At 48.8% G+C, this 26,601-nt stretch carries 24 protein-coding genes; 7 read left to right on the top strand and 17 right to left on the bottom strand.

Going from position 1 to position 26,601, the window contains the following annotated elements; translation table 11 throughout:
• The first annotated feature begins 11 nt into the window (after positions 1–11).
• Positions 12–857 (top strand): SDR family oxidoreductase, encoded by an 846-nt coding sequence (locus IEY46_RS30265; RefSeq protein ID WP_229750646.1) that lies wholly within the window; start codon positions 12–14, stop codon positions 855–857.
• A gap of 106 nt (positions 858–963) precedes the next feature.
• Here the strand turns inward: IEY46_RS30265 and IEY46_RS30260 are convergent, their stop codons facing one another.
• Entirely contained in the window at positions 964–1,176 is a 213-nt protein-coding gene (locus IEY46_RS30260) for a hypothetical protein (protein ID WP_188998276.1), read from the bottom strand.
• Between the two features lie 123 nt (positions 1,177–1,299).
• The gene (locus IEY46_RS30255; RefSeq protein WP_188998273.1) at positions 1,300–1,530 is read right to left on the bottom strand and encodes a hypothetical protein; all 231 of its coding nucleotides are present in this window, start codon (positions 1,528–1,530) and stop codon (positions 1,300–1,302) included.
• 175 nt (positions 1,531–1,705) lie between these two features.
• Between IEY46_RS30255 and IEY46_RS30250 the strand changes: the two genes are divergently transcribed.
• Positions 1,706–2,656 carry a hypothetical protein gene (locus tag IEY46_RS30250; RefSeq protein ID WP_188998271.1) on the top strand — a complete coding sequence of 317 codons (951 nt, stop codon included), beginning with the start codon at positions 1,706–1,708 and terminating at the stop codon, positions 2,654–2,656.
• Between the two features lie 127 nt (positions 2,657–2,783).
• Here the strand turns inward: IEY46_RS30250 and IEY46_RS30245 are convergent, their stop codons facing one another.
• From IEY46_RS30245 to IEY46_RS30190, 12 genes are all read right to left on the bottom strand, one after another.
• Positions 2,784–4,136 carry a GGDEF domain-containing protein gene (locus tag IEY46_RS30245; RefSeq protein WP_188998268.1) on the bottom strand — a complete coding sequence of 451 codons (1,353 nt, stop codon included), beginning with the start codon at positions 4,134–4,136 and terminating at the stop codon, positions 2,784–2,786.
• Between the two features lie 241 nt (positions 4,137–4,377).
• Positions 4,378–5,154, bottom strand: coding sequence for a M55 family metallopeptidase (locus tag IEY46_RS30240; protein ID WP_188998266.1), 777 nt, complete (start codon positions 5,152–5,154; stop codon positions 4,378–4,380).
• 21 nt (positions 5,155–5,175) lie between these two features.
• Positions 5,176–6,078, bottom strand: a complete 903-nt coding sequence (locus IEY46_RS30235) for a Gfo/Idh/MocA family protein (RefSeq protein ID WP_188998263.1) — start codon at positions 6,076–6,078, stop codon at positions 5,176–5,178.
• Positions 6,079–6,124: 46 nt separating this feature from the next.
• Positions 6,125–7,138: a zinc-dependent alcohol dehydrogenase gene (locus IEY46_RS30230; RefSeq protein WP_188998261.1), complete on the bottom strand. Its 1,014-nt coding sequence runs from the start codon at positions 7,136–7,138 to the stop codon at positions 6,125–6,127.
• 6 nt (positions 7,139–7,144) lie between these two features.
• Complete coding sequence (locus IEY46_RS30225) at positions 7,145–7,855, bottom strand: N-acetylmannosamine-6-phosphate 2-epimerase (protein ID WP_188998260.1); 711 nt, start codon at positions 7,853–7,855, stop codon at positions 7,145–7,147.
• A gap of 2 nt (positions 7,856–7,857) precedes the next feature.
• Positions 7,858–8,940 (bottom strand): glycoside hydrolase family protein, encoded by a 1,083-nt coding sequence (locus IEY46_RS30220; protein WP_188998259.1) that lies wholly within the window; start codon positions 8,938–8,940, stop codon positions 7,858–7,860.
• 31 nt (positions 8,941–8,971) lie between these two features.
• A complete protein-coding gene (locus IEY46_RS30215) occupies positions 8,972–9,796 on the bottom strand; it encodes a carbohydrate ABC transporter permease (RefSeq protein ID WP_188998627.1) in 825 nt (274 codons plus the stop codon).
• 59 nt (positions 9,797–9,855) lie between these two features.
• Complete coding sequence (locus IEY46_RS30210) at positions 9,856–10,785, bottom strand: carbohydrate ABC transporter permease (RefSeq protein ID WP_188998257.1); 930 nt, start codon at positions 10,783–10,785, stop codon at positions 9,856–9,858.
• Positions 10,786–10,846: 61 nt separating this feature from the next.
• On the bottom strand, positions 10,847–12,178 hold the full coding sequence (locus IEY46_RS30205; RefSeq protein WP_308422856.1) for an ABC transporter substrate-binding protein: 1,332 nt from the start codon (positions 12,176–12,178) through the stop codon (positions 10,847–10,849).
• Between the two features lie 208 nt (positions 12,179–12,386).
• A complete protein-coding gene (locus tag IEY46_RS30200; RefSeq protein WP_229750645.1) occupies positions 12,387–13,505 on the bottom strand; it encodes a mandelate racemase/muconate lactonizing enzyme family protein in 1,119 nt (372 codons plus the stop codon).
• Between the two features lie 176 nt (positions 13,506–13,681).
• Positions 13,682–14,611, bottom strand: a complete 930-nt coding sequence (locus tag IEY46_RS30195; protein WP_188998256.1) for an ROK family protein — start codon at positions 14,609–14,611, stop codon at positions 13,682–13,684.
• Positions 14,612–14,766: 155 nt separating this feature from the next.
• A complete protein-coding gene (locus IEY46_RS30190; protein WP_188998255.1) occupies positions 14,767–15,630 on the bottom strand; it encodes a MurR/RpiR family transcriptional regulator in 864 nt (287 codons plus the stop codon).
• A 234-nt stretch (positions 15,631–15,864) separates the two neighbouring features.
• On the opposite strand from IEY46_RS30190, the gene IEY46_RS30185 reads away from it, so the two are divergent.
• Positions 15,865–16,110, top strand: coding sequence for an NHLP leader peptide family RiPP precursor (locus tag IEY46_RS30185; RefSeq protein ID WP_188998253.1), 246 nt, complete (start codon positions 15,865–15,867; stop codon positions 16,108–16,110).
• Positions 16,111–16,197: 87 nt separating this feature from the next.
• On the opposite strand, the gene IEY46_RS30180 is transcribed toward IEY46_RS30185, so the two are convergent.
• Positions 16,198–18,090, bottom strand: a complete 1,893-nt coding sequence (locus IEY46_RS30180) for an ATP-binding protein (RefSeq protein ID WP_188998251.1) — start codon at positions 18,088–18,090, stop codon at positions 16,198–16,200.
• Positions 18,091–18,262: 172 nt separating this feature from the next.
• Between IEY46_RS30180 and IEY46_RS30175 the strand changes: the two genes are divergently transcribed.
• The 3 genes from IEY46_RS30175 to IEY46_RS30165 all read left to right on the top strand — a co-directional run bounded on the left by IEY46_RS30175 (position 18,263) and on the right by IEY46_RS30165 (position 20,370).
• Entirely contained in the window at positions 18,263–19,093 is an 831-nt protein-coding gene (locus tag IEY46_RS30175) for a M15 family metallopeptidase (RefSeq protein ID WP_229750644.1), read from the top strand.
• Between the two features lie 184 nt (positions 19,094–19,277).
• Entirely contained in the window at positions 19,278–20,030 is a 753-nt protein-coding gene (locus IEY46_RS30170; RefSeq protein ID WP_188998249.1) for a class I SAM-dependent methyltransferase, read from the top strand.
• A 106-nt stretch (positions 20,031–20,136) separates the two neighbouring features.
• A complete protein-coding gene (locus tag IEY46_RS30165) occupies positions 20,137–20,370 on the top strand; it encodes an NHLP leader peptide family RiPP precursor (RefSeq protein WP_188998246.1) in 234 nt (77 codons plus the stop codon).
• 60 nt (positions 20,371–20,430) lie between these two features.
• Here IEY46_RS30165 and IEY46_RS30160 read toward each other — a convergent pair whose 3' ends face one another.
• Positions 20,431–22,353, bottom strand: coding sequence for an ATP-binding protein (locus IEY46_RS30160; RefSeq protein WP_188998243.1), 1,923 nt, complete (start codon positions 22,351–22,353; stop codon positions 20,431–20,433).
• Between the two features lie 557 nt (positions 22,354–22,910).
• Entirely contained in the window at positions 22,911–25,574 is a 2,664-nt protein-coding gene (locus IEY46_RS30155; protein WP_188998241.1) for a family 78 glycoside hydrolase catalytic domain, read from the bottom strand.
• A gap of 131 nt (positions 25,575–25,705) precedes the next feature.
• On the opposite strand from IEY46_RS30155, the gene IEY46_RS30150 reads away from it, so the two are divergent.
• Positions 25,706–26,563 (top strand): AraC family transcriptional regulator, encoded by an 858-nt coding sequence (locus IEY46_RS30150; RefSeq protein ID WP_188998238.1) that lies wholly within the window; start codon positions 25,706–25,708, stop codon positions 26,561–26,563.
• The last annotated feature ends 38 nt before the right edge of the window (positions 26,564–26,601 follow it).

Below are 26,601 nucleotides of genomic sequence, written 5' to 3'. Positions count from 1 at the left end.
AACAAGGCCATTTGCGGCCGGCTGTAGTTTTAATTACCGGCTGCTCCAGCGGTTTCGGATTTCTTACAGCCCTTGCCTTTGCGGCTTCCGGATTTCAGGTGGTCGCTACTATGCGGGATATCAGCCGTTCGAAGGAGCTCTTGGAGGCCGCTGAAGCTGCTGCATGCGACAGGCTTGTGGTGTGCAAAGAACTGGACATTACCCAATATGATCAAATAACAGCCGTAGTCCGGGAGTGTGAAGCGGAGTTCGGCAGTATCGATGTGCTAGTCAACAACGCAGGTTACGCGCTCGGCGGGTTCGCCGAGGATGTGTCCATCGAGAAATGGTCAGCGCTTCTGCGAACGAATGTGCTTGGCGCAATCGCCATGACACAAGCCGTTCTTCCCTCTATGCGCTCCCGCCGCAGAGGCATCATTATTAATGTAAGCAGTATCAGCGGGCTTATGGGCATGCCCGGCTTCGCTCCCTATGTCTCGTCCAAGTTTGCCCTGGAGGGATTCAGTGAATCGCTCCGTCACGAGCTTTATCCCTGGGGTATACGTGTTGCGCTTGTCGAACCAGGCGCTTACGGGACGGATATCTGGCGCAAAGGCCTCAGCAATATGGCAGGTGACGGAAGCTCCGCTTATGCCTCTCAACTTGCGCAGATTCTGGAAAAAACAAAAAAGACGGCGGAACATGCCGCTGACCCTCGCGATGTAGCCTCCGCAATTGTAAGCATCGTGCGCCAAGGTGCGCCAAGGCTTCGTTATCCGCTCGGACGCGGAATCAGAATGACCTTGCTGATCCGGGCCATCCTTCCCTGGAGAATCTATGAAACCATTGTCCAGTGGGCAATCCGCCGGAAGCCGTGAAAGATTCCGCTTCATATTCGCGTCCTTTTGCTCAACCTATTCATATCCAGAAAACGTAAAAAACCGGTGCAGCTTCCGCTCCGGTTTTTTGTGTGCTGCCATGTTCCTAAACACCCATTTTTTTGCGCTGGTTGTTCACTTTTTTTGTATTTTGGCTTTTCATTACTTGTTGATTGCCGCCTGGTCCATGTTTTTGCTTGCCGCCATTTGCCTGCTCCAGCTTCTTCTGGGCCAACTTCTGCTTAACTGCTTCAGCCAGTGAGATTTTCTTCGGCTCCTGCTTATCTTCAGCATTCGGTGTGGTTTGTTCCTCTGACACGTAATCACCTCATCTGTTGTGTGTACTAGTTATATTGTAGCGCGTTTTCTGCATTCTTTCCAGTTTATTAATAAAATTGGGCCAACAAGCGTACAACCTTATCCTGCCGGTAACAGCCCCGAGTTATTCTCTGAGGGCATCCTTCAGTCTGGAGGACATCGCATCCTGCGGCCTGGCCCGGAGCAGACTTCGCAGCTTGGCAACCTCACGCTCAAGGCGCAGTTTGTCTTCCGTTAAAGCAGCAATCTCCCGCTCAGCCTGCTCCAAACGTCCGGTTAATATGGTTACGTCCATTATAACGATCCCGTCCTCTCCACTTCTATGCTGTCCTTTATTGTAGCCCGAAACAGCCATTCAGAACAACTCCGACTTGCAAGCCGCGTCAATGAAAAATAAGCCCGGAAGCATGCAAGATTCCATTTTTCCATTTTCTCTAAATTCAGGATATTGATGGGTCTTCTGAACTAGGTTATACTTCTATTAAGCTAGCAGGAGTTTCAAATAAAAGGATAGGGTTGTGGTCGCAATCATGAATTGGAAAACCTCTTATAATGAGGATCTTGCCGTTGTCTTTGAGGATGCGAAGGCTATTGTCTCCGTTTTCCCGAAACCTCTGGCCGCGCTTGGGCTTGCTTATGTAGACCAGTATAATCCCCTATTGCCGGACAGCACCAAGAATTATATCTGTTACCTGCTTCCCTTCTGGCTGCAGGACGTGACCGGGACAGATTCCGCTGCAAGCCGCAAGCTATCTTTAGCCAATGTCTTTATTATGCTTTATTTTTTTGTCCAGGATGACTTGATGGATACCTCACCCGATGACTGGAAGGAACAACTGGCGCTCGGCAATCTGCTGTACGTCGCATTTCTGGATATCTACCGCGAAACGTTTCCTCCGGACTCGCCATTCTGGCATTTCTTCAGCCGCTATATCGGGGAATGGGCAGTTGCCGTCGCAACGGAAGGACAAGCCTCTTATTCTGACTACTCCCTGGCCATGAAAGCAAGCCCCGTCAAGCTGGCAAGTACGGGAGCGCTGCTGCTTTCCGGCCGTGAAACGCTGATACCCGCCGTATCGGATGCGGTAGACAGCGTGCTCACCACGCTTCAGATGGCAGATGATTGGGCCGATTGGGAGAATGATCTTATGGAAGGCAGCGGCAACAGCCTCCTGAGCTTTATTCGTAAAGAACGTCAGCTTCCCGAAGACAGCCCGCTTACCGCGCTTGAGGTCAAACAGGCGGTCGGCATCAATGGCGTGTTGGGGCGTTTTGCAAAGACTGCAGCACAGCGGCATGAATATCTTCGGCAAGGCTCGTTTGACGCGCCTATGTTGTTCGCGTTCCATCAATCGCTCGTCAGCCAGCTGGAGAAATCCGGTGAAAGCCTTTCCGAGCGCAGCCGATCCTTATTAAGAGGCGGTTTTGTGGACTGGCTTTCTAAATCTTCAAACATGACCTATGCAGCTCGTCCCGAGTAACAGGGATCATCGATTGGGAATTCCGGGACTTACCCTTTCGTTCATTCCCCGAAACTACAGACAGCCGGCCATGGCGTTAGCGTGCCCTGACTGGCTGTTTCCTTCATCAAAGGCATACGCATAGAGGCTAAACCTTCTTGTCATTTAAAAAAGTCATTCTGTATTTTTGTCTCGGACGCCCCCTGGAGGCTCCTTTTTCTTCACCGATAATATCGATCAGGCCCGCATCCATCCATGCCAGCAAAAAGCGGTGTACGCTTCGTGTTGTCACGCCTAGAACGGAAGCCAGCTCTTGCGCGTAATAATCGATTCTCCCAAAACGCGTCGTATGCGAAATCAGCCTGCTCAGGTAGATCGAAGTCAAACCGGCCGCTTCCGCTTTTTTCACTAAGGCGGCGTCAACGAGTGATAAATCAAGCCCCTTAGGTTCAGTCATTTCCAGCGGACCAATAACGCTTTCATCTTCCCTGACAATAAAGCAATTATCTCCCCCGCCGTCTCGAGCCAGACGAAGGGATTGCCGGGCATGCATGCCCGCTTCTCCAGCAGAGTAGCCAAAACCGACTCCAATGCTCAAGTGGACGCCATACGCCCTTTCAAGCTTTTTGGCTAATGGGATTCGTTTGTAGCCGCCTGTCTCACGTTCAAAAATGCCGCGTGTCGTGACAAATAAATACTCATTTGCAGCTAGCTGCGTAAGGTGTCCATCCAGATGTTCAACGAAATTCAATACCATATGATGAATATCGAGCTGAAGCCGCTGCACCTCATGCTCGGATATTTGTGAGTCAGCAAGCTTGGAGAAGTTATCGACATGAATCAGCCCCATAACGACCTGCGCTTCTTTCTTCCTCCGCCATTCCGTCGACAGCAGCGCACGCTCCAGGGTTACAATAATATCCTGATTCGTAGGCACGATACATTCACAGGGAATCCCATCCTTGGCCAATTGCACAGCCACGCTGTTAAACGCCGTCAGCGCACATAACGAACGCCCTGTTTTATGCTGCTCCCGGTGAAACTGCAGCAAGTCCTTCTCCGTTGGATGCGCAGTCTTTTCATAAATCTCCAGCTCCACCTCTGGCCCGCCAAGCTCATGAAGCGCCGTTTCGATCATCGTCTTCGACAGCGTATCCACAGACAGAGAAGATATACCATGCGTTCGTTCCAGCCGGAACAAGCAGCTGTATAAACTTGAGCTTGTTAATGGAACGAACAGGGCAGGAATTCGAAGCTGTACCTTCGACTTCGCAAACTCATACGGAATCTCTCCCGTGAAGAGCATAACATCCGCCTCCGCATTTGCGGCACGAGCAAGCTCAGCAGCTTCGGATACGGTTTGGTATTCTTTTAGGATTGAAACAAAGGAAGGGAAGCCTTTGAGGCAGTGCTCCATTTTTTTCATCATCGCCCGAGGGCCTATAATCGCGATTCGAATTTCTGGCATTTCCGTCGTTTGCGTTCCTTCTTCCGTCCACATATGGCGCCTCCTACCCTCGATTCCATTCTCTTTGTTGAATGATGAAGCTTCTGCGAAGGAGACCCACTCCCGTTTCCTGTCCAGAATTAAAAACCTGCGATTACTGATTTAAAAACAATGCAAGCAAAGAGAGCGGCTCCCGTGGCTAGGGCGTCCGCTTCAATTTGTCATTAATATTTCCTGTATCTCTCAAATCCATGCATTGCAATGCATTCCTAATCGAATGGGCCGATTAAAAAGATTAAAAAGGCAGCTCAGACACATTCGATGTCGTCAATTGGACCGTTCGCTCATCTATGAAGACAGCAGCAGGATTGGCTAACCAATACGGATCGGTGATGGGCTCATAATAGCGAGCTTCAAAAGTAAATGGTGCCTTTATATGTGCAAAAGCAGGAATCTGATCCATTCGCCTGACCGCTTCTGCCGCACCCTCGTAAATGCTGGTGCAGACTTGCTCAGGATCCAGATGCTCGGCTGACTCCAGGCCGGTTCCCCGTTTGGTAATCGAGGTTACGATTTCCGGAATAAACATTTTAGCTTCTGCTGCAGCCTTATCGTCGCCGGATAGAAAGATGACAGGAGTGCCTTTCACTCCCGCCACAACCGCTATTGCACCAAACTCACCAATAAAGATGCCGTTTAATCGGTAATACATGATCTTCAAAGAGGAGTATGTATGGTTGAGCGGTGCCGCAACGGTCCCTGCCATGGCATGCTGCCCCACGAATAACATCGCATCATAATCGTTTAGAAGACGATTAACGGTCGTTCCAATTAAGCTTATATAGTGGCTGTCAACCAAATCCTCAGGAAACAGACCTCCCGTGCCATGCCCGTCAACCACATCAACAGCGGCGTCAGCATCCACCGATCTTATGCCGGCCACGCAAGCATTCACCTCACGTGCCAGCTGCTTCATTCCGGGACCCTTGATGTTATTGTCCGTCGTTCTGGTTTGCGTGAAGGAATCAACACCGGCTGCTCCCTCCAGATCCGTTATGATGATATAATTCATGGCTCACCTCTATATTTTTTTTTAGAGCATAACCGGTTTGCCCGAATCCCTGCTCTCATTAGCTGCTTCGATAAACCGAATCACTTGCAGGGTTGTGCTCATGTCTACCGTTGGAATCCCCGTATGGAACATGGTCATGACCTGCTCAAGCAGACTTGCATAAAAAGGCTTCTCCTCTGATGCAATGTCTACGAAAGAGGAACTATGCTCCCGATGAATCGCCGCAACAAAAGGGAACCCTCCCGATTTGCTCCCTTGAATCGTACCGACCACTCCGTTCTTCCATATCCCGGTAATCGTTTCCTTATCGCCGCTGCCCGATGCGTTAATCTGCTCGCAATCGCTGCCAAGCACCGTAAACAGCATTTCAACCAGATGGATGCCATACCAGAAGTAGCCCGATTGCGTCGGCTCCATATACATGGGACCATAACAATCAACACGAATGACTTTATCATCCGTATTCGTGTTCTGTTTGGTTAATGCCGCTGCATACCGCAGCGCTGATGTGCTCATGACAGGCACAGACCATTGCTCAGCCAGCTTGGCAATAAACTCCGCCTCTACCACGCTGGCCGCTAGAGGCTTATCAATGAATATCGGCTTCCCATAAGGAACAATGGCTTCAAACAGCTCCTTGTGCACACGTCCGTCCGCGGACAGCAGCAGCACCGCATCACATTCCTCCGCGACCTGCTCCGGCCGTTCGGCGATTTGAACGCCGAACCGGCTGTTCATTTCACCGGCAAAGGCAGCCACTCTGGAAATGCTAAGCTCGAAATCAGGCGATCCGCCTGGATAAGCGAGCGTAACCTTCCCTCCCTCTACATGATAACGATGCGCGCTGTCATTTAGAAGTTCCGTAAAGGCAATGGAATGAGAGGTATCCGTACCAATGATTCCGATTTTAAGCTTTTCCTTCATTTTAACACATCCTTTCTGCCCTTGTTGTGTAATGCTGACGGAAGAATCAGTCGTAGCGCACGATTACGCCCAGTGTCTTGCTGATATCCTCTTTCATGGCAATATAAGCAGCCGGCGCATCATGAATAGAATATTCCTGTGTAATCAACGCATCCACCTGAATGAAGCCCGCTTCAAGCTGACGAACGAATTCGGCCATATTGCGGCCTTCGGTCCAACGGACATATGATTTGGGATAATCGATGTTTTGATCCTCGTACTGTTCATCATACCGGCCTGGACCTGCAGCACGCGCAATAATGAAATCGGCCTCCTTCTGGAAAAACAGCTCGCGCGGGAATTCGATCGGTACATTGCCCACTAAAGCAAATTTCCCCCGAAAAGCGAGTTTTTCCATACTGGATGCAATGATTTTCGAGCTGGATGAGTGGGCCACAAGCGCAATACTATCAAAGCCGTGACCTTCCGTGAACCGGTCTATTTGCTCTCCCAATTGCTCATCATTAGCCATATACGCATCGATCCCCATAGCTTTAGCTGCCGCTACGCGCGCTGGATCCATATCGGTAGCAAATACGCGATAATTCGCCTGCTTGCTGAACATTGCAATAAGTTGACCCAATAGCCCTAAGCCAACGACCCAAACGGTTTCCCCGAATTGCAAGGAAAGTCTTCTGACACTATGAATAGCTACAGAGCTTAATCCAACCAAAGCAGCTTCTCGCAAATATTTGTCCGATTGCAATTTGACGCACAGCTGTCTAGGTACGGATAATTGTTCAGCATGATAGACATAGGGACCGCCATAACAGGCAACCAAATCGCCAGCCTTTAAATCTGTCACTTTCCCGCCGACCTCAATCACCTCGCCAGAAGCGCTATACCCAAGTTTGAAGCCATCAGAAACATCCATATTGTGAATCAAATTCAATTCGGTTCCCGGACTAATCGAAGAGTATTTCACCTTAACCAGTACACGATAAGGATGATCGGCCGTTAATACGGGCACCTCAGCCTCTTGAAGGACGGCTTCATGCTGCTTCACTACGATTTGTTTCATATTGGTTCAGTCTCCTTTGATGGATAGTTCGTTGTCTTGTTCTTTAAGATATTCACTTATTTGAGCAGTGAAGCGCTTTGTTACCATTTCCGGCCGGGTAATCGCAGATCCGACCACCACATAATCAGCTCCGCTCGATAGCGCCAATACAGCGTCATTTGCATGCCATATCTTTCCTTCAGCAATAAGAGGAACCTTGAGTACGCTTTTTAGCGTTTCCACCAGCTTCAAATCCGGCTCTTCCTGCTGAAGGCTGTAGGGCGTATACCCGGACAGTGTAGTGGAAACATAGTCCGCACCCAGCTGCTGGGCCATAATGGCCTCCTCTGCTATTGAAATATCAGCCATCACCTGCGCCCCTGCTTGATGAATATAGTCTATCATACCTTTAACCTTGGAATAACGGTCTTCACGGTCCGTTACATCCAAAGCAACGATATCAGCCCCGGCCTCCAATATCGTTTGGACATCCTCGAGATCTGGCGTAATATAAATGTCCGAATCTTTTATTTTTCGCTTCAGCAAGCCAATAACAGGCACGTTAACCACTTTTTTTATGGCTTTAATATCAGCAGCCCCATTCGAACGAATGCCAATTGCACCGCCCTGTACAGCTGCCAGCGCCATACGAACCATCATTTCTTCTCCGAATAAAGGATCTCCCGGATAAGCCTGACAAGATACAATTAAACCCTTCTTGTTAAACAAAGATGCCATTTTCAGCTCTTTCCCTCCTTTGATTCCCAGTCATCCAGCACCTTGTTGGCTGCAATTCCCACAAAGCCCGCCGCTTTGCGGAAAGTCGTCGTCACTGGCGTGCGATCCGGCACATCGTTTACAATTTTCGGTCTAAACAGTTCTTGACCGGAATCTGCGATTTCCTCCAGCACCGCGGTGAATTTTTTTTGGCCTAGCTGCTGCGCATCCGCTGTAGAGGCGCTTCTCCATAGCGATAAATAAAGCTCCCAGCTATGGCTCCAATCTCTTGTCCACCACGTAGCTTCCGTTTCCTCCGAAGGCGGCTGCTTAATGGCTTGAACCAATGTAGCCATCGCTTCCTCCGACACCTCCGACCATCGCTCACGCAGCGAATCTTCCAGCAGCGGCAGCGCTGTGTGGGCAAAAGCTATAATTGTAGCTTGATAGACTACGCTGTTTCCCAAATGAACGGTTCCATCCCAGTTCTCGATGTATGGCCACCAGCCTCGCTCATTTCTCCCGAATCGGTCCGCCAAATGCGCAAATATATGATGAATCTTCTCCAAATAGGCCGGATTTCCAGACAGCTGGTAGGCTCTGCCAAACGTATGCGCGGCATACATATCACCGTTTAGCACATCGAAGTCGCTATCCGGACGTTTTAATACGACTCCGGGATTTTGGGAAGCAACCTGCGTTAACAGATAATCCGCAGAAGCGATCAGGCATTCTTTGGCCGCCGTGCTGCCTGTAGCCTCAAACACATGATAGAGGCTATTCGCCACAGCGCCGACCTCGGCAATATCAATCGTATCCGGATCGCCTTTCTTCACATAAAACGGCTGCCTGAAGGCACCGCTGGGAAGCTGGCGCCTTCTCACATCTTCAGCCAATAACCGGGCGATTTGAAAGCCGTCCCCGCCGGTATTAAGCTTGCCGTCCAATACATACAGGGAAGCAGCCAGCCCGGTCGTACAGCAGCTTGCCTGCGCTCCCAGCTCATCATCGAACAGATACAGATATCCCGTTTCCGAATCTAATTTCAACAATTGATCAACATATGGTTTCATCCCAATGATGATTTGAGAAGCAAAATCATTCATGCCAGTCATCTCCCATGCGCATCAAGGCTCATTATTTCGAGCCTGTCATTGTAATACCTTGAATAAACACTTTCTGTACAAAGAAGTAGAGAATGACGATTGGAATCGTAAACAAAGCTGCAGCGGCCATGAGCATGCCCCACTCAACGTTGTACTCGCCAATAAAGGCTTTCAGACCAACAGACAACGTCCACTTATCCGGTTCATTCAAATAAATCAATGGAAGCTGGTAATCCTTCCAGGAGCTTAAGAATACGAGCAAGCCCACGGTGAATATGGCCGCTCGCGATAAAGGCAAGATCATTTGCCAGTAAATCCGGAACTCGGACGCGCCGTCGATTTTGGCTGATTCTGTAATCTCCTGCGGAATCCCCATGAAAAACTGTCGAAGCAAAAAGATATAATATGCCGCTCCAAAAAAGGCGGGAAGGATAAGCGGCCAAAACGTGTTAACCAAATTCATCTTATTGAACAAGACATAAAGCGGGATCATCGTCGACTGCGATGGCAGCATAATCGTCCCCATCATGACGATGAATATAAGATTGCGTCCTTTAAAAGGAATTCTGGCAAGACCATACGCCGTTAACGGAGCGGCTATAACTTCACCCAATACACATAGAAGAGAAACAAACAGGGTATTGAATGTGTATCTGAAAAAAGGAATGGCGCTAACCGCATTGGAATAGTTCTCCCAGAAAAAGTCCTTTGGCCACCATACGAATGGTACAGCAAAAATATCATCCATCGTTTTGACTGAAGTTAGCAGTAAATAAGCGAATGGACCAAGAAAGCAAAGCCCCGCTAAACCAAGAATCAGATGCCTGAGCATGGAGGACGTCGTGCTTTTCCTCATCTTCTTCTTTTTGGTTAATGGATGCTGCACGGGTCCTTCGGAAATAGCCTTATTAGGCATCACTTATCACCTCCATAATAAACCCACTTCGCGGATGTCTTGAAGATGACAAGCGCAAACAGCATGACCACAACGAACAGCATCCATGCCATGGCTGATGCATAGCCCATATTGAGGAACGAGAATGCCTGTTGATACAAATAAATGGAGTAGAACAACAACGAGTTCTCCGGTCCGCCAACGGATTGCGTGGCCTCGGCGAATACCATACCCTCGGTAAAATATTGAAAGGAAGCGATCAGCATCATAATCAGTTGAAACAAGGTCATAGGAGAGATCGATGGAAACGTTATGGTCCAAAATTGTCTCCATTTGCTTGCGCCATCAATGTCAGCGGCTTCATAATACATTTTCGGCACGTCCTGAAGGGCAGCCAAATACATGACCGTAATCGTCCCTGTGCCCCAGAAGCCCATCAAAATAAGTGCAGGTTTCGTCCAATCCGGATCGATCAGCCAGTTCGGACCCGTGATCCCTATCGCACTAAGCGACATGTTAATAAAGCCGTACTGGGAATTCAGCAGCCACATCCATAACAATGAGCCTGCGACTGCCGGTACAAGTGTCGGCAAAAAATAAATGGTTCTATATATGCTCTGTCCTTTAACCTTCGTATTAAGGAGCAGCGCCATCCCTAAAGCGAATGCCATATGCGGCACGACGCCGACTATCGTCATATATAAGGTGTTGTACATCGATTTATAAAACTTTTCATCATCAAACAAATTTTTATAATTGTCCAGGCCCACCCACTGGGGTGCAGAGAATAAATTATATTCCGTCAAGCTGTAATAAAAAGAAGCCAGAATGGGGTACAACTGAAAAATTAAAAAACCGATAATCCATGGACTCGTAAATAAAAGTCCTGTAACGAGCAGCTTTCTTTGTCTTTTACGAATACCGATCGCATTCATGTTTTTTTCATTCATCATTCTGCCTCCTTCCTTCAAGATGTAAGCGGACCGATTTAACCGGTCCGCTTGGTCTATATTATTTCTTATCCGCTACAGCTTGAATCTTCTTGGCAACATTATCCATTGCTTCTTGCGGAGACAGTGTACCCTTCAGGGCTTTTTCCGTTTCTTCTGACAGCGCCTGCAAATACTCATTGATATAAGGGCTGTTCGGGAATCCGTTAAGATTCTCGCTCTTCGCAGTTTCATAGAAGGACCACATGGTTTTGTTCTCTTCAACCAGCAGACGCTTATCATCCAAGGCCGCGGTAATTGTCGGAATAACATGGCCATCAAGCGAATATTGAACCTGCGTATCCGTCGACATCAAATACTTCATAAATTCCCATGCTTCTTCCGGATGCTTGGCTTTAGCCGGAATAAATGCGGCACGCGGACTAACCATACCGGAACCCTTCAATTCAGGCTGATCAGCCGGGTAAGGAAACGGAGCAACGCCGATGGGTCCGTCATCCGAACGTTCAGGCATGAAGTTGTATTCCCAGCCCACATACATAGCAAGCTGGCCCGTCAAGAGCGGATCCTGAGCCGTGCCGCGTTTGCCCATTCCAGACTTGAATTTATCAATTTGACTTTGGCCATACTCTTCATAATAAGAACGCTGGTATGCAATGGACTTCACATTTGCTTCCGCATTCGGCGTTACTTTGCCTGTAGCTTCGTCATACCAGGAGCCGCCATATAGGATAGGCCATAACACATTCTCAATCCAAGGGTAGTCAGGAATAAAACCAATTCGCGAAATGCTTCCCTTGTCATCTTTTTTCGTCAGCTTCTTCGCATATTCAAACAATTGTTCAAGCGTTTCAGGAGGCGATGTGATTCCCGCATCCGCAAATGCGGCTTTGTTGTACATAAGCGAATTTGCCATGCTCATCGTGAATGGCATTGCATAATAGCTGTCCTTCACTTTCATTCGGTCCATTGCGGCAGGAATAATTGTCCCTACATCAAAACCGTCTTTTGCTATGTTTTCTGTTAAATCAAGAACCGCTCCGGCATCAGCCCACGGGCCAATGTTATTCCAATAGGTGAGCAGGATATCAGGTGCAGCCCCGCCGGATATTGCCGTTAATTGTTTAGTCGGATCTTGATTGCCCAGCATTTTTACCGTAATGCGGTCCTGACTTTTATTAAAGTTTTCAACGGTGGTGGTAATGGGTCCCGCATCTGCATCGGTATACGTATGCCAGAATGAGATCTCCACCTTCTCTTTTGACTTATCCGCTCCATTATTAGTCCCCGTATTGCTTTCATTGTTTGCATTCGATCCACAACCTGCCAATAACGAAGAAATAAGGACAACTGATGATGCCAGCGCTAACGGCTTACTTTTGAACATGGTCATACTAGACGCCTCCCTTAGATGTAAAAACAAATAAATATAAAATCCCCTTATGACGACGAAATTCAAACGAACGAGCTTTCCACACTCACCCCCTTAATTGCAAAACAGATCACCAGCTTTACGAACCTTACCGAGAAGAAAAAACCTTTTTATTTAAAAGTATTTGCGGATATTTTCTCCAAAAAAGAGTAAAAATATTTGCTTTGGTTCAAATTCGGTATGCATCCAGCTTCTCCATTGAGACTTCGCAGCCTATCCCTGGTTTATCCGGTAAAATAACGTGTCCCTCTTCAATAATCGGACCTTCATGAACGGGATCATCCTGCAAAAATATCGGACCATTCAAATCCACAGGTTCAGCGATATTTAAATAGTTGAACAAATGCGCGCTTGCCGTAAGTCCCAGTCTCGATTCCGTCAGTCCTCCGCCCAGCAGACCAAGGCCTGCTTCGCGGGCAATATCTCCACAAAGCTTGGCACCCGTTAAGCCTCCCATTTTCGTCAGCTTAATAACAACGGTATCGCATGCTTCTGCCCGTACAGCTTGTACGAGATCCCCTGCCGTCCAAATGCTTTCGTCAAGCGCAATAGGGATACAGGTTTTCCGTCTGAGCTCTGCATGTCCAAACAAATCATTTGCTTTCAAAGGCTGCTCTAACACATCAATGCCTATTTGCTCCATTCGCTTGGCCAGCTTGACAGCTTGCTGCACGTTATACGCCTGATTCGCATCGACACGCAAGAACAAGTCCGGCGCCGCACTCTTTACTGCATCCAGTATTTCAATATCACGGCTTGGGTCTATTCCAATCTTCACATCCAAGCCCTTGTATTGTTTGGATTTCGCATACAAGGCTTTACGCTCCGCTTCCTCCGGGCTTGATGTGCTGATGAGGTAAGAGAGCTGCGTCGTCGTCTTAGGAGCAGAAAACCACAATTCGGACAATGTCTTACCGCTGGCAGAACCTATGAGATCGAGCACAGCCATATCCACTGCAGCTTTAGCGATCGGCTGCCCGCTTCCCGGTCCCGCCTTTATTTCCTTATTCATGATGGAATGGATCGTGCAAAGATCCGTTACATTAGCCCCCAGCAAGGCCGGCCTCAAGTAGTTCGTCAGGGTGCTCGTCACAGTCTCTAGCGTTTCATAGCTCCATCTATGGCTCGGTCTCGCTTCCCCCCAGCCAATTGCGCCGTTGTCAGCCGTTACCTTCACATACACATGAGGGGCTCCCTGACTTTTAGCCCCAACCGATCCGCTTGAAATCGTGAAGTCTTGTTTCATCGGAAGAATGAGCGGGAACACTTCTATGTTATAAATCCTCACAATACAACCTCCAAAGTTCCTGTTCTATATAGTTTTATTGTAGTGCAAACTCTAAAAAAAATCTTCATTTCATCTATTTAAAGACGAATTATTCTCAAAAATCAAAAATAATGTTAATTTATGTAACGCAAAAAAAGACGCTTTAAAAAGCGCCTTTGCACGCTGTTCCTATAAATTTATGCTAACCACACAAGCTTCGCGGCACCGACCGTACCCGCCATATTGCCCAGCTGAGCAGGTATAATCGTAAGATCCAGTTGTTCTGCAAAGCCGTGCATTGTATTTTTGCGGACGCCGCTGCGTATGCGATCAAATAAAAAGTCCCCTTGCGCAGTTACTGCGCCCCCAATGATGACTGCGGTGGGATTAAAGCTATGCATCAGGCCTGCTATGCCGATCGAAATATATAACGCATATTGATCTACGATGCTTACCGCTGTTTCATTCCCTTTACGGGCTTCAGCGAACACATTCTCAGGAAGGCTGGACCATTCCGCTCCTTTGGCCATTTCACGCGCGATTCTCTTTAAGGCTGTTACAGAGGCATATTGCTCCCAGCATCCTTTCAAGCCGCATGCACACGGTTGTCCATCCATTGCAATAACTTGATGCCCATAGGCTCCAGCATACCCGCTTTTTCCACGGTAAGGTTTTCCACCATATATGAAGCATCCCCCCACACCAGTGCCCAAGGCCAGACATATAAACTGGTCACGATTGCGCCCAGCCCCTGTCCATGACTCGCCCAGCGCTACGGCATTGACATCATTGTCCACGTAAACGGGCAGCGAAATTCTCCTCTGCAATTCGGCCTTGACGGGAGTGCCCTGCCACCCTGGGAGGCTTTCTGTGGCGCTTCCAATTTCCCCTTCCAAATTCACATAGCCTGCTGTACCGATTCCTACACCTATCAATTCGAGCTCGGTATTCGAAATATAATTTTCGTATCCATGCACGATTTGGACGATCTTGGACAGCAGCGCTTCTCTGCCGCCAGCAGCCTCTGTCGGTGTAGATTGCTGCACCAATATGCGTCCATCAGAACCGATTAATCCGCTCTTGATAAAAGTTCCACCAATATCAATGCCCACCGCTGCCTGATGCATCTCTGTCTCCCTTCAAGATCTTCGTCATTCAAATTATATGTAAACGAAAATATATCATAAAACCGGACTTGAAACAATACTCCACTTTTTTTAATAGTTTTGGCGGATTAATCCGTTATTTTTATCACGAAAACATTTTCTCTGTCGTTTCTTCCTTAGTATAATTTATCGCTGACCGCATTGGATGTCTTCTCGATTGCCGGATAAGTCCGTTCCCTAAATTGTATAGAAATGATTGTCGTCAATATATCAAGCACATGAATTTGTGTAATCTTGGATCGAAACGCTCCGCCCTGAAGAGGCGACTCCTTGGAGCTCGACAACAACACTGCATCCGCATAGCGAGTCAGAGGCGATTTGGCTTGGCTCGTCAGACAAACAAAAAAAGCACCATTATCCTTAGCATTTCGAACAGCATCTACGAGATCCTTTGTACTTCCAGATGTAGAGACAGCAAAAACGAGATCCTCCGGACCCGCTAGAGCCAAAGTCATCGCAATCACATGGGAATCCGTAACAAGTTCTGAATTTAGACCAAACCTCATAAACCGATGCCGCGCATCGGCTGCTGTAATGGCAGACGAGCCCACACCAATAAAGATAAGCTTCTTTGCCCTGGAAATGGCATCCACTGCCAGCTGCAGTTCTCTCATATCCAGGAGAGCCAGCGTATTTTGCAGATACAATATATTTTCCGTCGTAATCTTCCCTGCCATTGTGACTAAATCATCACTCTCTTGTATTTCGCCATTCACATTTTGAAGCGGGTGTACAAGCTCCTGCGCCAGCTTCAGCTTAAACTCCTGATAGCCGCGAAAGCCCAGCTTGCGGCAAAGCCGAAGCACTGACGTATCTCCAACACCGGATTTCTCTGCTAAATCCGTCAACGTCCCATAGACAATTCCATCCGGGTCCCGCTTAATCATATCCGCAATCTTCTGCTCCGTACGCGTTAACGAGTTGTATAAGCTGTCTATCATCAACAGTGTATTCGAGCCTTCTCGAGAACCTTTAGGCATACACGTCTCTCCTCTCCCCGCTACACTCGACCTCAGGTTCGCACCGAAACTGACCTAGACTCCGGGCGAATCTATGTTGATTTTGACATAGAGGCACGAAATTTTGCAAGTCTTATTTCTGCTTACCGGCTTCAAACATAAATTCTCTCCGTTTCAAAATAATAGTAGAATTGCAGCCTCTTAAATGGTAATATTAGGTTTGTATACTACTATTTTATAGAAAAGGGTGATCCTATGTTGACAGCAACTGAAATGGATTTAAAGGATCAAATCATTGAGAAGGCTTGGAACGATGCTGATTTTAAACGCAGGCTGCTCGCAGATCCCCGCGCAGCCATTCAAGAAGCTTTTCATTTGGAAGTTCCGGCCGGCATTCAGTTAACGACATTGGAAGAAACCCAGAGCCATTTCTATCTCATCATTCCTCCTAACCCCGCAGATAATATCAACGTATCATCAAGTATCGACGAAGTCTGGTAAGACTGCTTCCGATCCATACCTTGAACAATTATCACGGTCTTAACTAAAAATGCCATGTTCCTTCCGAGGAACATGGCATTTTCATTATTATTGGGCAGCGGCGGCCGGAAACCGGATGATCGCTTCCGTTCCGACCCCCTTCTCGCTTCTGAACTCCAGCTTGCCATCCATCAGCTCAATAATCCGGAAAGTGACCATCAGTCCAAGTCCTGTGCCCTTCGTTTTATTGGAAAAATAAGGTTCACCAAGCCGTTTGAGCATATTTTCTTCCATCCCCTCCCCATTATCGCGGATATGGATGATAATCTCCCCTTTTTTCTCATAGGCCCACAGATGAATGCGTCCATTTCCCCGCAGCGATTCAATACTGTTTTTGATCAGATTAATAATCGCCTGCTTTAATTTCGATGAATTCCCATAGACATACAGATTAGCAGGGACATTAATTTCGATCTTTCCACCCTGCAGATTCGCCAGCGGTATTAGAATGCCTTCCACATGGGACAGTTCTTCCGCCAGATCAAGCCGATTGACCTGCTCCAGCTGCGGCTTGGCAAAGGTCAAATAATTGGTAATGATCGTGGCCGCACGATCCAATTCCTCAATCGCCAGCTTCAGATAGCTTTTCTCCTTCACATTCTGGTTGGAGCTGTTCAACAGCTGCAGAAAACCGCGTGTCACCTGCAGCGGGTTGCGGACTTCGTGGGCTACAGAGGCAGCCAGTTGGCTGATCACCTCCATCTTCTCTGAGCGCTGAAGCTGGTAATTGTACATCTCCAGTTCCTTGGAATAACGCACGATCTGCTCATGGTTTTGCGTGAACCGCTTTCCCAGCAGAACAATAAGCGAGAAGATAAACGCCACAACGCCCCATTTCCATAGATACAAGGTGTATTGCCCGTCCCTGCTGTAATAGAATAAGAGATCGGAAACCGTCAACACTGCGAACATCGTAAACCCCGTCGATATAATGACTGCATCCTTATTCCCTTTCACCACGTAAACAATCGTCATTCCGACGATAAGCACAAACTGGATGATAAGCGACAATCCCAGCAAGGTGGCTGTGAAAATATGATAAAACGGATAGAAAACGTCCGGGTAAAGATGGTACGACAATATGGACACGACGCTTATTGCGGAATAAAACATTTGAACTTTTCGGAACTTTCGGATAATGCCATACGGTCCGCAGCCAAACATGCATTCGAAGTAATAGGTGAGTGCCGGTGTAAAGATCACCATCGCCATATCGAAGAAAAAAATATACGCCGCCCCATACCCGCCGTAATACGTGTACATAAACGGTGAGTAAATAATGATGAAGCAGCCGATTGAAATGATGACCGTACTTAGGGAATACCATGCCGGCAGAAGCTGCCTGCTTAAGAAGAAGGAGCATGCCAGCATCACGACAGAAACAAAAAGAAACGAGCTGCCCAGCACAATATCAAGAATATCCACTTTAAAGAAGCTGCTCGTCAGCTCCTGGTAATCGCCGATTACAACCTCGTCGGAAATACCGAGCGATTTCATGGTTGTATCCGTATGAATCAGTATACTATTCCCCGAGTCGCCGGCATTCAAGGGAAGCAGCAGCCGGTAATCATCATACCTGTAAGAGCGTTTATTTTCATAGATAAGCTCGGATTTCAAATAGACCTGCACATTTTGACCATACAATTTTTTAATGTAAATGCCGGACCGGTCGGCGATTTCAGGCAGATCGATTTTAATCCAGGCCCCGGTGGCATCCTGAGGTTTCGCAGTTACGGGTTCAAGCGCCTGAATCGGCTCCCAGCCACCCTGCCTGATCACATCCTGCGGTGAAATCCGGTTCGCGTCTTTCTCCCATTTCATCTCCCATACCGTGATAGCGATTCGATTTACTTTCGCTTCGCCATAAGCTTTAGGCGGCAATAGAGAAAGCAAAGATAAGAGGACAATTAAAACCACCATCGCCTTGGGCATGGCCTTCATGGAGAAGCACCTCATGTCTTGAGTCATTGTTTACTAAAACCGTCACATTCTATTACCATCTGCCTGGTTCCGCAAGCGCCGGAATGTTTACAAGATAGAAACAATCCGAACACGTTGGCGAAATACCTATTCGCTAGTGTAAAAACAAGCAGATTAAGCAGGAGGTAATGAAATGAAAGCGGATAAAAAGGTATTATCTTTTATATTACTTGGTTCAATGGGTGCTGCGCTAGTGTTTTCCACTGCTTTCCATTCTAAAAGTTTCGCAAGCGGACAAACTGCGGTATCCCAATCAGAGACTGGGGCGAAAATCGCCGCGGCTGCCTCATCAACAAACGCCTATGGAGGTCAGAAGACCTTTACTGGTTATATGCATCTTAATGCTCCATCTTTGACCATCAAGAAGAATAGTTCCGGATTGAAAGTCGTGACCAACCCAACCAGCCCGGTGGTGCTGGTGAACAAATACCGGAATCTGCCTGCTTCCTATGTGCCAGGTGATTTAACCATACCCAAGGTAGCGTTCTCCTTCTCCGGGGACAACCCCAAAAAACAAATGCGCAAGACGGCTGCTTCTGCGCTGGAAAAGCTGTTTGCAGGTGCCAAGGAGGACGGGATCACGCTAAAGGCGGTCTCAGGGTACAGATCCTATGCCACGCAGAAGGCCATCTTTGACCGCAACAAGAAGCTTAAGGGCGAGAAGGAAGCGAATAAAACAAGCGCCCGTCCGGGCCAAAGCGAGCACCAGACCGGACTTACCATGGATGTATCGAGCGCAAGTGTCGGTTATAGTCTTGAACAGAGTTTCGGCGATACCAAAGAAGGCAAATGGCTCCGATCCCATGCAGCCGAGTATGGCTTTATTATCCGTTATCCAAAAGGAGCGGAGAAGCTCACTGAATATTCCTATGAGCCCTGGCATGTCCGTTACGTGGGGGTGTATATCGCCTCAGAAATCACAAAAGCCGACATGACGCTTGAACAATATATGAAGCTGTTCTGATCCGGATCGCCTATCAAGGGCGGAGGATAAATGGCGCGTGTTTCCGCGGAATAGAATCCGCCGGGCACGCGTTTTTATTTACCCAATAAACCCCTTTTTGGAATACCCTATCCAATCCGCCTTATTTTTCCGATAAAGGAAGAAAACCCGCCAAAAGGCGTATGTCTTCGGAGGAATGTGCAATATGACAAAAATAAAATGGTTTGACTGCATGCTGACCGCTACAACGGATCTGTTTCTTCCAGTCGAGAAACAGCTGTTCCTCTCTGATTTTGCAGTAACCTCCGGACTCCGGGTTCTTGACGTAGGCTGCGGCAATGGGGAATATTTATCCCGGCTGAGCCGGCTCTTCCCGCGGTGGAGCTGCACCGGTCTGGAAATGGACAAGGGGATCTATGAGTATGCAAGGAAGAAGGAAACACCACAGCTAACCTTCGTCCATAGTTCCTATGAAGATTATACAGGGAAGGAGCAGTACGACCTGGTGCTTGTAAGGCTGGTCGCTGCACATCTTCGGGATCAGGGGCATTTTGTGCAGTGGCTGCGTGAACGGACCCATCGGCATTCGACCGTCATCATCCTCGATATTGAAGATGCCGAAGAGAGCCGCTGGCAGGATAACTTGCCGTTGTTCAGTTCCCTGTACAGGCAGATCCGACTGCCGCTGCGCCGGTCCAGACTGCTGCGGCTGCGGGATTCGCTTTCGCTCGAGGCCCGGTCCAGGGGTTGGGATAATCAGGAGCTCTTCCATTATCAGGCCGCGGCGGATACCGCGGATACCAAACATCTGATGTACCGCTACATGCAGATGGTCACCGCTTATCATTACGGTTTCCCTCTTCCAGATCAGCGTGAAGAAGAGCTTGCGCAATGGCTGTCGAATCCTGAGCTATCATTTGAGGTTCATATGTTCGGACTCCTACTAAAGATCGTGTAGATATTTAAGGAATATAGTCAAATATGTTCATAAATTAGTAGAATTTACCGATTTCTTATGGTACAATATTCCTGAGTAATTTAACCCACTACAAAGGATGATGACCATGTCAGCAGAACAGGAATTGTTAAAGCAAATTATTGAGAAAGCTTGGAACGAACCGGATTTTAAAGCAAAATTGCTGGCAAATCCCAAAGCAGCCATCCAGGAAGCTTTCAACGTGAGCGTGCCTGACGACATTAACGTTACGGCAGTTGAAGAGACATCGAAATCCTTCTATCTGGTTATTCCTCCAGCTCCTCAAGAGGGTTCGGTTGACGATGTCAATTCGATGTGGTAGGACACCTTACTGATTCTTAAGAACCAGACAAGCGTCATAGTTTTTATTATGACGCTTTTTTTATTTCAGCAATCCGCCAGGCAGCCGGATGATCGCTTCGGTTCCTATCCCTATTTTGCTGCTAAATTGCAATTCCCCGCCCATATGCTCAATCAATTGAAAGGTTACCATCATGCCAAGGCCCGTGCCTTTTGATTTATTCGTCAGGTAAGGCTCGCCGATTCGGGCCAGCATCGTCTCATCCATGCCTTCTCCGTTATCCTCCAGATGAATGATGACCGATCCTTTTTTTTCGTAGGCCCAGAGCTTGATCAGACCGTTTTCTCCCGTCGCTTCAATACTATTCTTCATCAGATTCACAAAAATCTGCTTGATTTTGCCGGCATTTCCCGTTACAAGCAGCTCCGGATGGATCTGAATTTCAATACGCCCGCCCTGCAAATCCGCCAAGGGAAGGAGCATTCCTTTTACATGCTTCAGCTGCTCGGAAAGATTAAGCGTTTCAACGGTATCCGGCTGCGGCTTCGCAAAGGATAGGTAGTTGGTAATAATATCGGAGGCCCGGTCCAACTCCTCAATGGCCAAATTCATATAATTCTGCTCTTTAGGATCCTCCGAACGTTCCTGCATCAACTGCAGAAAACCGCGTGAAACCTGGAGCGGGTTCCGCACTTCGTGGGCCACCGAAGCCGCCAGTTGGCTGATCACCTCTGTTTTCTCAGAGAGCTGCAGCTTCTGGCTGTACACTTCCAGTTCTTTGGAGTATTGGACGGTTTTATTATGAGTATGGGCCATTTTCCGGCCAAGCAGAATAATCAGCGAGCATACGAAGGCTACAATGCCCAACTTCCAGAATCTGAAATCATAAAATTCGGAAACCAGATAGAACCAGACCAGCTCTCCGACGCCGAACAGCGCAAATATCCCGATCCCCACAGAAAGGATCAAAGCCTCTTTGCTGCCTTTTGCAGCATAAATAATCGTGGAGATCACAATCGTTACAAATTGCACCACCATAACAATACCCAATATTTTAACGGATAAGAAAAAATAAAATTCGTGAAACCGCAAATGCGTGGCTTCATCAAAGGCGAGGCAGACCAACACAAAAAGAGAAAAGACCGTTTGAAACCGGCGCAGTTTACTGAAGATGCCATAATATCCCGGACCAAACATATTTTCAAAAAAGATAATCAGGGACGGCAGAAACAGCAGCAGCGCGATGTCAAACGAACTTACAAACAGTTTGCCGTACTGTCCGAAAAAGATATAGAGAAACGGCTCATACGAGATCATGAGCGCGCCGATAGACAGGATCATTACGCTCAAGGACAGCCAGCTTCTGCGCTGCTGGGGGCTCAGGAAAATTGCCGTCAACATCATGATCAGCGAAACGAAAATGAAGGCACAGCCCAGGAACAAATCCATTAAATTTTCCTTCATGTAAGTGGATTCCAGTTTCTGATAACGGCCAACCAGAATTTCCGATGCCGCCCCTACCCGCTCCGAATCAGAATCCGCCAGGATCTCAATCATTCGATCGGGACTTTGCGAACTGAGAGGCACCAGAATACGGTGGACATCATATTGGTAGTTGTAATCCATTTTATAAATCAGATGCCCGCTCTCATAAATGCGGACCCGATTCGCATAAAGCTTTTTTATGTATAAGCCGTCATGGTCTCCAAGAGCAGGCAGCTTGATTCTCATCATTATACTGCTGTCATTCTTGGACTGAACAGACAGATTATTGTCGGCCAGACGAACCTCTTTCCATTCGCTTTCATTTTCCGTGGACAAGCTCCCGTTGGTTGGACTGCCCGCCGCGAAACCATTGCCCCACTTTTGCTCCCACGTGGTAATGCTGGACAACTTCTGCCGTTCGGAATTACTCTCATCGGATGTAACCGCGTTCGTAACGAGCGGGGTTATGAAAACCAGGAGAATAACGGCGAAAAGTCCCCATTTCAATAAAGATTTCATCTTGCACCTCTCTTACATACTATATACCTATTGATTCGACAAATTCCGATTTAGTCCCCCTTCCTGTCCATATATTTTTTTATATTCCCAGTTCCATTTTCATTTGCCTCAAAAAACATGAAAAACCGTAAGATGCGATGGATTCGCACCGTACGGCCGTCTCTCCTATCCTGGGACATATCTATCGGTTGGCTGTTTCAACTACAAGGGGCACCGTTGATGTAATAACCCTCCTCTGTATATACGCGGAAGGCCACTTCGAGCTCCTGCATGCCCAAAGACAAGCTGCCTGCTTATGGCCGCCATCGAAGACGGCTCTATTCCTCTGACCGTTAACTGGGGCAATGGGTCTCTCTCCTCATGAAAGCTTTTTCTCTAGTTTACTTGAAGACCGGACAAATTAATACAGCGCCGAACGCTTCTCACACTGCGGGTAAGCAGGTGAGGAGAATTCGGCGCTGCGTAGTGCGATGGAGACAGGTCTGACGAAGTCTCTAGGGAAGAGAGTAAGGATAGGCAGACTGCAGACGCAATCCAGAATGGTGCGCAAACAAAGTTCAGATGATCGTAAATTCGTATCTGCCGGATTCCAGTCGCAAAACCAGCAGGTCCCCGCGCTTGTCGCCGCCAAGAACACCGGCAACGCCCGACACAAACGAGCCGTCCTTCCATACCTCGCCCTGGCTTTCCCGAATACTGGTGATGCCTCCTGTTTCCGGCATGCGGAGCATAATCTCTGCTGTCATAGTGGTCGGAATATCGCTAATCAGGCGAAGCCCGTTCTCCAGACGTTCCCACCGGACTTGTACGGCTCCCCGCACCGTCGGCACGGAAGCTTCCGCGAAGGCAAGCTCCGGTGCGGGGTAAGGCTTGATACGCACTTGCTCGAACCCGGGCCCGGCAGGCTGAATGCCAGCCATATACTCTTGCATCAGACGGGCAGGGTATCCGTTCCAGGCATGCGAGTGGGATTCAATATCCTCCCAGCCTTCCCACATCGTCTTGGCCCCCTGCCTGATCATATAACCCCAGCCGGGATACTCCCCGTTGTCGATAATGCCGTAAGCCGCATCCGGCCGGCCGTTCTCGAACAAAGCGCGCAGCAGCGGCAGTCCGAGAACCGTCCTGCACTCCCAGGGCCCGTCGGCAAGCGCCTCAACCAATGCAGGCTTGTCCTCTTCCGGGACCAGGTCCAGATGCAGTCCAAGACCACTCACGCCCTGGTGCATCCGGTCCGAGTCCAGAGCATCCCGGAACCTGCGATGGCTGCGGTCATACAAATGCTTCACGATGTTAGTCTTAAGACGATCCAGCTGACTGCTGTATGCCGCTCTATCTTCCTCGCGCCCTGTCAGGGAAGCCATATCTACCAGCACTTGTACAGCCGCATACAGCTTCATGTTCTCTACGGTCAGTACCCGCGAGTCATGATCGACTGTAGGATAAGGCCAGTCGCTGATATGCCAGCCCTTATCCAGCGGAACCAGGCCGAGCTCCTTGTCCAGAATGCCCAGATAATAATCCGCCATCCGTTTGGCCGTCCCATAATACTTCTCAAGGATCCGCTCGTCCCCATAGATATAGTAAATTTTCCACAGAAGCGTGTTATAGTGCAGATCCCATTCCGGGATTTGCAAATTAAAATCCGGATGCGCGTTGTTGGACGGGAACACAAACGGAAAAGTCCCGTCGGCGTACTGCGAATCCGCAAAATCGGCATTGACCTTTTCCAGAATATGGCGTGCATCGAAATTGAACAGCAGCGCTTCGGCCTGCAGATCGGAATCGGCCAAATACTGCGCCTGCTCCCGGTGCGGGCAGTCCACAACCTGGCCCAGCACATTATTTTTTTGCGTCCGGATAGAGGCCTCATACATGTCATTGAGCAGGGAGCTGGAACAAGCGAATTGCCCTTCATACGCAAGATCGGTATGGGCGGATACCGCCCACAGATTCTCCCCGGGGATGATGTCGTCCGGATAACCGGTTACCTCCAGATAACGGAACGCCTTATAGGATAAATCCGGCTGCCAGCTCTCCGTATCGTCTCCGCGCATCGTATATTGATCATAATAGCTGGCCGAAGTTTCATTCGCTACATGATGCTTGACGCGGCCATTCTCGTCCAGATCTTCCGAATAGCGGATGCGCAGCGTGACTCCCGCTATGCCTTGAAGCTTGATAAGCGGCCAGCCGGAGATGATTCTTCCGGCATCGAATACCTGCACCCGCTCCTCATCCCGGATATGAGCGGGCTGAGTGACTGCAGGCACAATCAGCTCCTCCACTGCCCCCTCGGGTATGGGCTGCCACATCGGGCTCCACCGCTGTACGGAAGCCGCTGCCAGCTTCGCTTTCAGCCATTCCCCGCTGCCGCCGCCTGCCCGATTCCAGTCACCGGGCAGCTTGCGGGCGTCCACATCTTCAATCGCGCTGACGCGGCGGTTCTGCTGATAGTCGGTCCCCGACCGGTGGGGCGGATCGGCCAGCACCAGCCAGGAAGCATCGGTCTTGAACGTTTGTGAGCTGCCGTCCGTATAATCGATCTCCATCTGGAGACAGAAACCCGGGAGTCCGTCGACGTAGTTCTGCCCCGTTCCCCCGAGATAGTGGGCAATCACACCAAGTGCATTCCGTCCCTTCTCCAGAAGCGCCGTAGCATCGTAGGCCATCACATATTTATGCTTGCCGGGATGGGTCGGCGCCGGGGATACGCTGCCGCCTAAGCGCGTCCCGTTCACATACAGCTGGAATACGTTATGGGCGGACACGAATATTTTGGCGAGCGCCACCGGCTTGCGAAGATTCATTTCTTTACGGAAATAAACAAAATCATTGACTTGCCGTTTGCCGGGACGCCAAATCCATTTGGCTTTCCATTGATCCATGAACAAGCCGGTATCAAAAAAAGCAATTTCGGATTCCGTCCGATGTCCTTCCCGGTCGGTTACAGACACGCGCCACCAATAGCGCCTGCGCCCTTCGAAAGCGGGACCGTTATAGTCCACTTGCAGCAGATTGCGCTCCTGCGACTCCGCTTCCCAAATATCTCCCTTACCGCTTAGCAGCAGCTCGCGGCTGGATGCTACATGCAGACGGGTCGTTTCTGTGCCCGCCCCTCTGGTTTCACTGCCAAGACGCCATGAGAACCGGATCGGCTCATTGCCGATCCCAAGCGGCTCCTTATGGTCATTTACTCTTAAATGGTGGATTGTCAGCATAATTGGATGCTCCTCCTGGTAGGGTACGTGTTGGATTTGCTATCATTATAAAGCAGCAGCCGGAGCGGGCATACCGGCGATTGTGCTACAATAAAGGGTAGATTGCATCTTACTGAAGGGATGTTCCGATTATGACAGGCAAGCCCGCAGTCCTGCGAGGTTCCTTTTATTGGCGCGACCAGCTCCCTCTTTTTATAGCCAGAGAAAGAGAATCCTTCACCCTGCCACTTCACGTCCATGACTTTGTGGAGATTGCCTACATTGCCGAAGGCAGAGGGGTGCATTACATCGGCAGCGACCGGCTTGAAATCGAGCGCGGGGATATTTTTGTGATCGCCATCGGCACGCCTCATGTGTTCCGCCCTTTATCCAAGGAGCAGGATCAGCGGCTGGTTGTATATAACTGTTTGTTCGAGAAATCCTTTATCCGCCGTTTCCAGCATTCCATTCTTTCTTCTGCAGGGCTTGAACGGATGTTTCATCAGGATTCATACCGCTATTATCATTATCGGGATCATCACGGCGAAGTCCTGTCCATCATGGAAAAGCTTTTCATGGAATATTCGCTGCGCCTGTCCGGGCATGAGCTGATATTGAGCGCGCAGGTGCTGCAGCTGCTGTCCACCCTGTTCCGCTATGAACAGCAGGGGAGCCTTCCTTCATCAAACGTAGGCAAGCTGGAGCCGGTATTCAAATATATCCATTCGCATTATCATGAGAACCTGAAGCTTGAGCAGCTTGCCGCCCTGATTCATGTGAGCGTCAGCCATCTGCAGCGGTTGTTCAGGCAATCGATCGGCCAGTCCTACACGGAATATATACAATCCCTGCGTATCGCCAAAAGCTGCGAGCTTCTGAGCGTTTCGGCCTCCATCCGTGAAATTTCCCAGCAGGTGGGCTATAATGATATTAAATTTTTCCATGCGCTGTTCAAGAAGAAGACAGGCATGACGCCTTTTCAGTATCGTAAAAAACATGTTACCCATTAACCCCTGACTTGCTGCTGCCTGTTTAAAATAAACGAAAA

Source organism: Paenibacillus nasutitermitis, from assembly GCF_014641075.1.
GTDB lineage: Bacteria > Bacillota > Bacilli > Paenibacillales > Paenibacillaceae > Paenibacillus_Z > Paenibacillus_Z nasutitermitis.
Note: the sequence above shows the minus strand (reverse complement) of the source record. Positions and strands in the feature narration are given on the sequence as shown.

Excerpts from the sequence above, each read along its gene's own strand:
- IEY46_RS30255 (WP_188998273.1), bottom strand. The coding sequence starts at position 1,530 with ATGGCTGTTTCGGGCTACAATAAAGGACAGCATAGAAGTGGAGAGGAC.
- IEY46_RS30250 (WP_188998271.1), top strand. The coding sequence starts at position 1,706 with ATGAATTGGAAAACCTCTTATAATGAGGATCTTGCCGTTGTCTTTGAG.
- IEY46_RS30245 (WP_188998268.1), bottom strand. The coding sequence starts at position 4,136 with ATGTGGACGGAAGAAGGAACGCAAACGACGGAAATGCCAGAAATTCGA.
- IEY46_RS30240 (WP_188998266.1), bottom strand. The coding sequence starts at position 5,154 with ATGAATTATATCATCATAACGGATCTGGAGGGAGCAGCCGGTGTTGAT.
- IEY46_RS30235 (WP_188998263.1), bottom strand. The coding sequence starts at position 6,078 with ATGAAGGAAAAGCTTAAAATCGGAATCATTGGTACGGATACCTCTCAT.
- IEY46_RS30230 (WP_188998261.1), bottom strand. The coding sequence starts at position 7,138 with ATGAAACAAATCGTAGTGAAGCAGCATGAAGCCGTCCTTCAAGAGGCT.
- IEY46_RS30225 (WP_188998260.1), bottom strand. The coding sequence starts at position 7,855 with ATGGCATCTTTGTTTAACAAGAAGGGTTTAATTGTATCTTGTCAGGCT.
- IEY46_RS30220 (WP_188998259.1), bottom strand. The coding sequence starts at position 8,940 with ATGAATGATTTTGCTTCTCAAATCATCATTGGGATGAAACCATATGTT.
- IEY46_RS30215 (WP_188998627.1), bottom strand. The coding sequence starts at position 9,796 with ATGAGGAAAAGCACGACGTCCTCCATGCTCAGGCATCTGATTCTTGGT.
- IEY46_RS30210 (WP_188998257.1), bottom strand. The coding sequence starts at position 10,785 with ATGAATGAAAAAAACATGAATGCGATCGGTATTCGTAAAAGACAAAGA.
- IEY46_RS30205 (WP_308422856.1), bottom strand. The coding sequence starts at position 12,178 with ATGACCATGTTCAAAAGTAAGCCGTTAGCGCTGGCATCATCAGTTGTC.
- IEY46_RS30195 (WP_188998256.1), bottom strand. The coding sequence starts at position 14,611 with ATGCATCAGGCAGCGGTGGGCATTGATATTGGTGGAACTTTTATCAAG.
- IEY46_RS30190 (WP_188998255.1), bottom strand. The coding sequence starts at position 15,630 with ATGCCTAAAGGTTCTCGAGAAGGCTCGAATACACTGTTGATGATAGAC.
- IEY46_RS30185 (WP_188998253.1), top strand. The coding sequence starts at position 15,865 with ATGTTGACAGCAACTGAAATGGATTTAAAGGATCAAATCATTGAGAAG.
- IEY46_RS30180 (WP_188998251.1), bottom strand. The coding sequence starts at position 18,090 with ATGAAGGCCATGCCCAAGGCGATGGTGGTTTTAATTGTCCTCTTATCT.
- IEY46_RS30175 (WP_229750644.1), top strand. The coding sequence starts at position 18,263 with ATGAAAGCGGATAAAAAGGTATTATCTTTTATATTACTTGGTTCAATG.
- IEY46_RS30170 (WP_188998249.1), top strand. The coding sequence starts at position 19,278 with ATGACAAAAATAAAATGGTTTGACTGCATGCTGACCGCTACAACGGAT.
- IEY46_RS30165 (WP_188998246.1), top strand. The coding sequence starts at position 20,137 with ATGTCAGCAGAACAGGAATTGTTAAAGCAAATTATTGAGAAAGCTTGG.
- IEY46_RS30160 (WP_188998243.1), bottom strand. The coding sequence starts at position 22,353 with ATGAAATCTTTATTGAAATGGGGACTTTTCGCCGTTATTCTCCTGGTT.
- IEY46_RS30155 (WP_188998241.1), bottom strand. The coding sequence starts at position 25,574 with ATGCTGACAATCCACCATTTAAGAGTAAATGACCATAAGGAGCCGCTT.
- IEY46_RS30150 (WP_188998238.1), top strand. The coding sequence starts at position 25,706 with ATGACAGGCAAGCCCGCAGTCCTGCGAGGTTCCTTTTATTGGCGCGAC.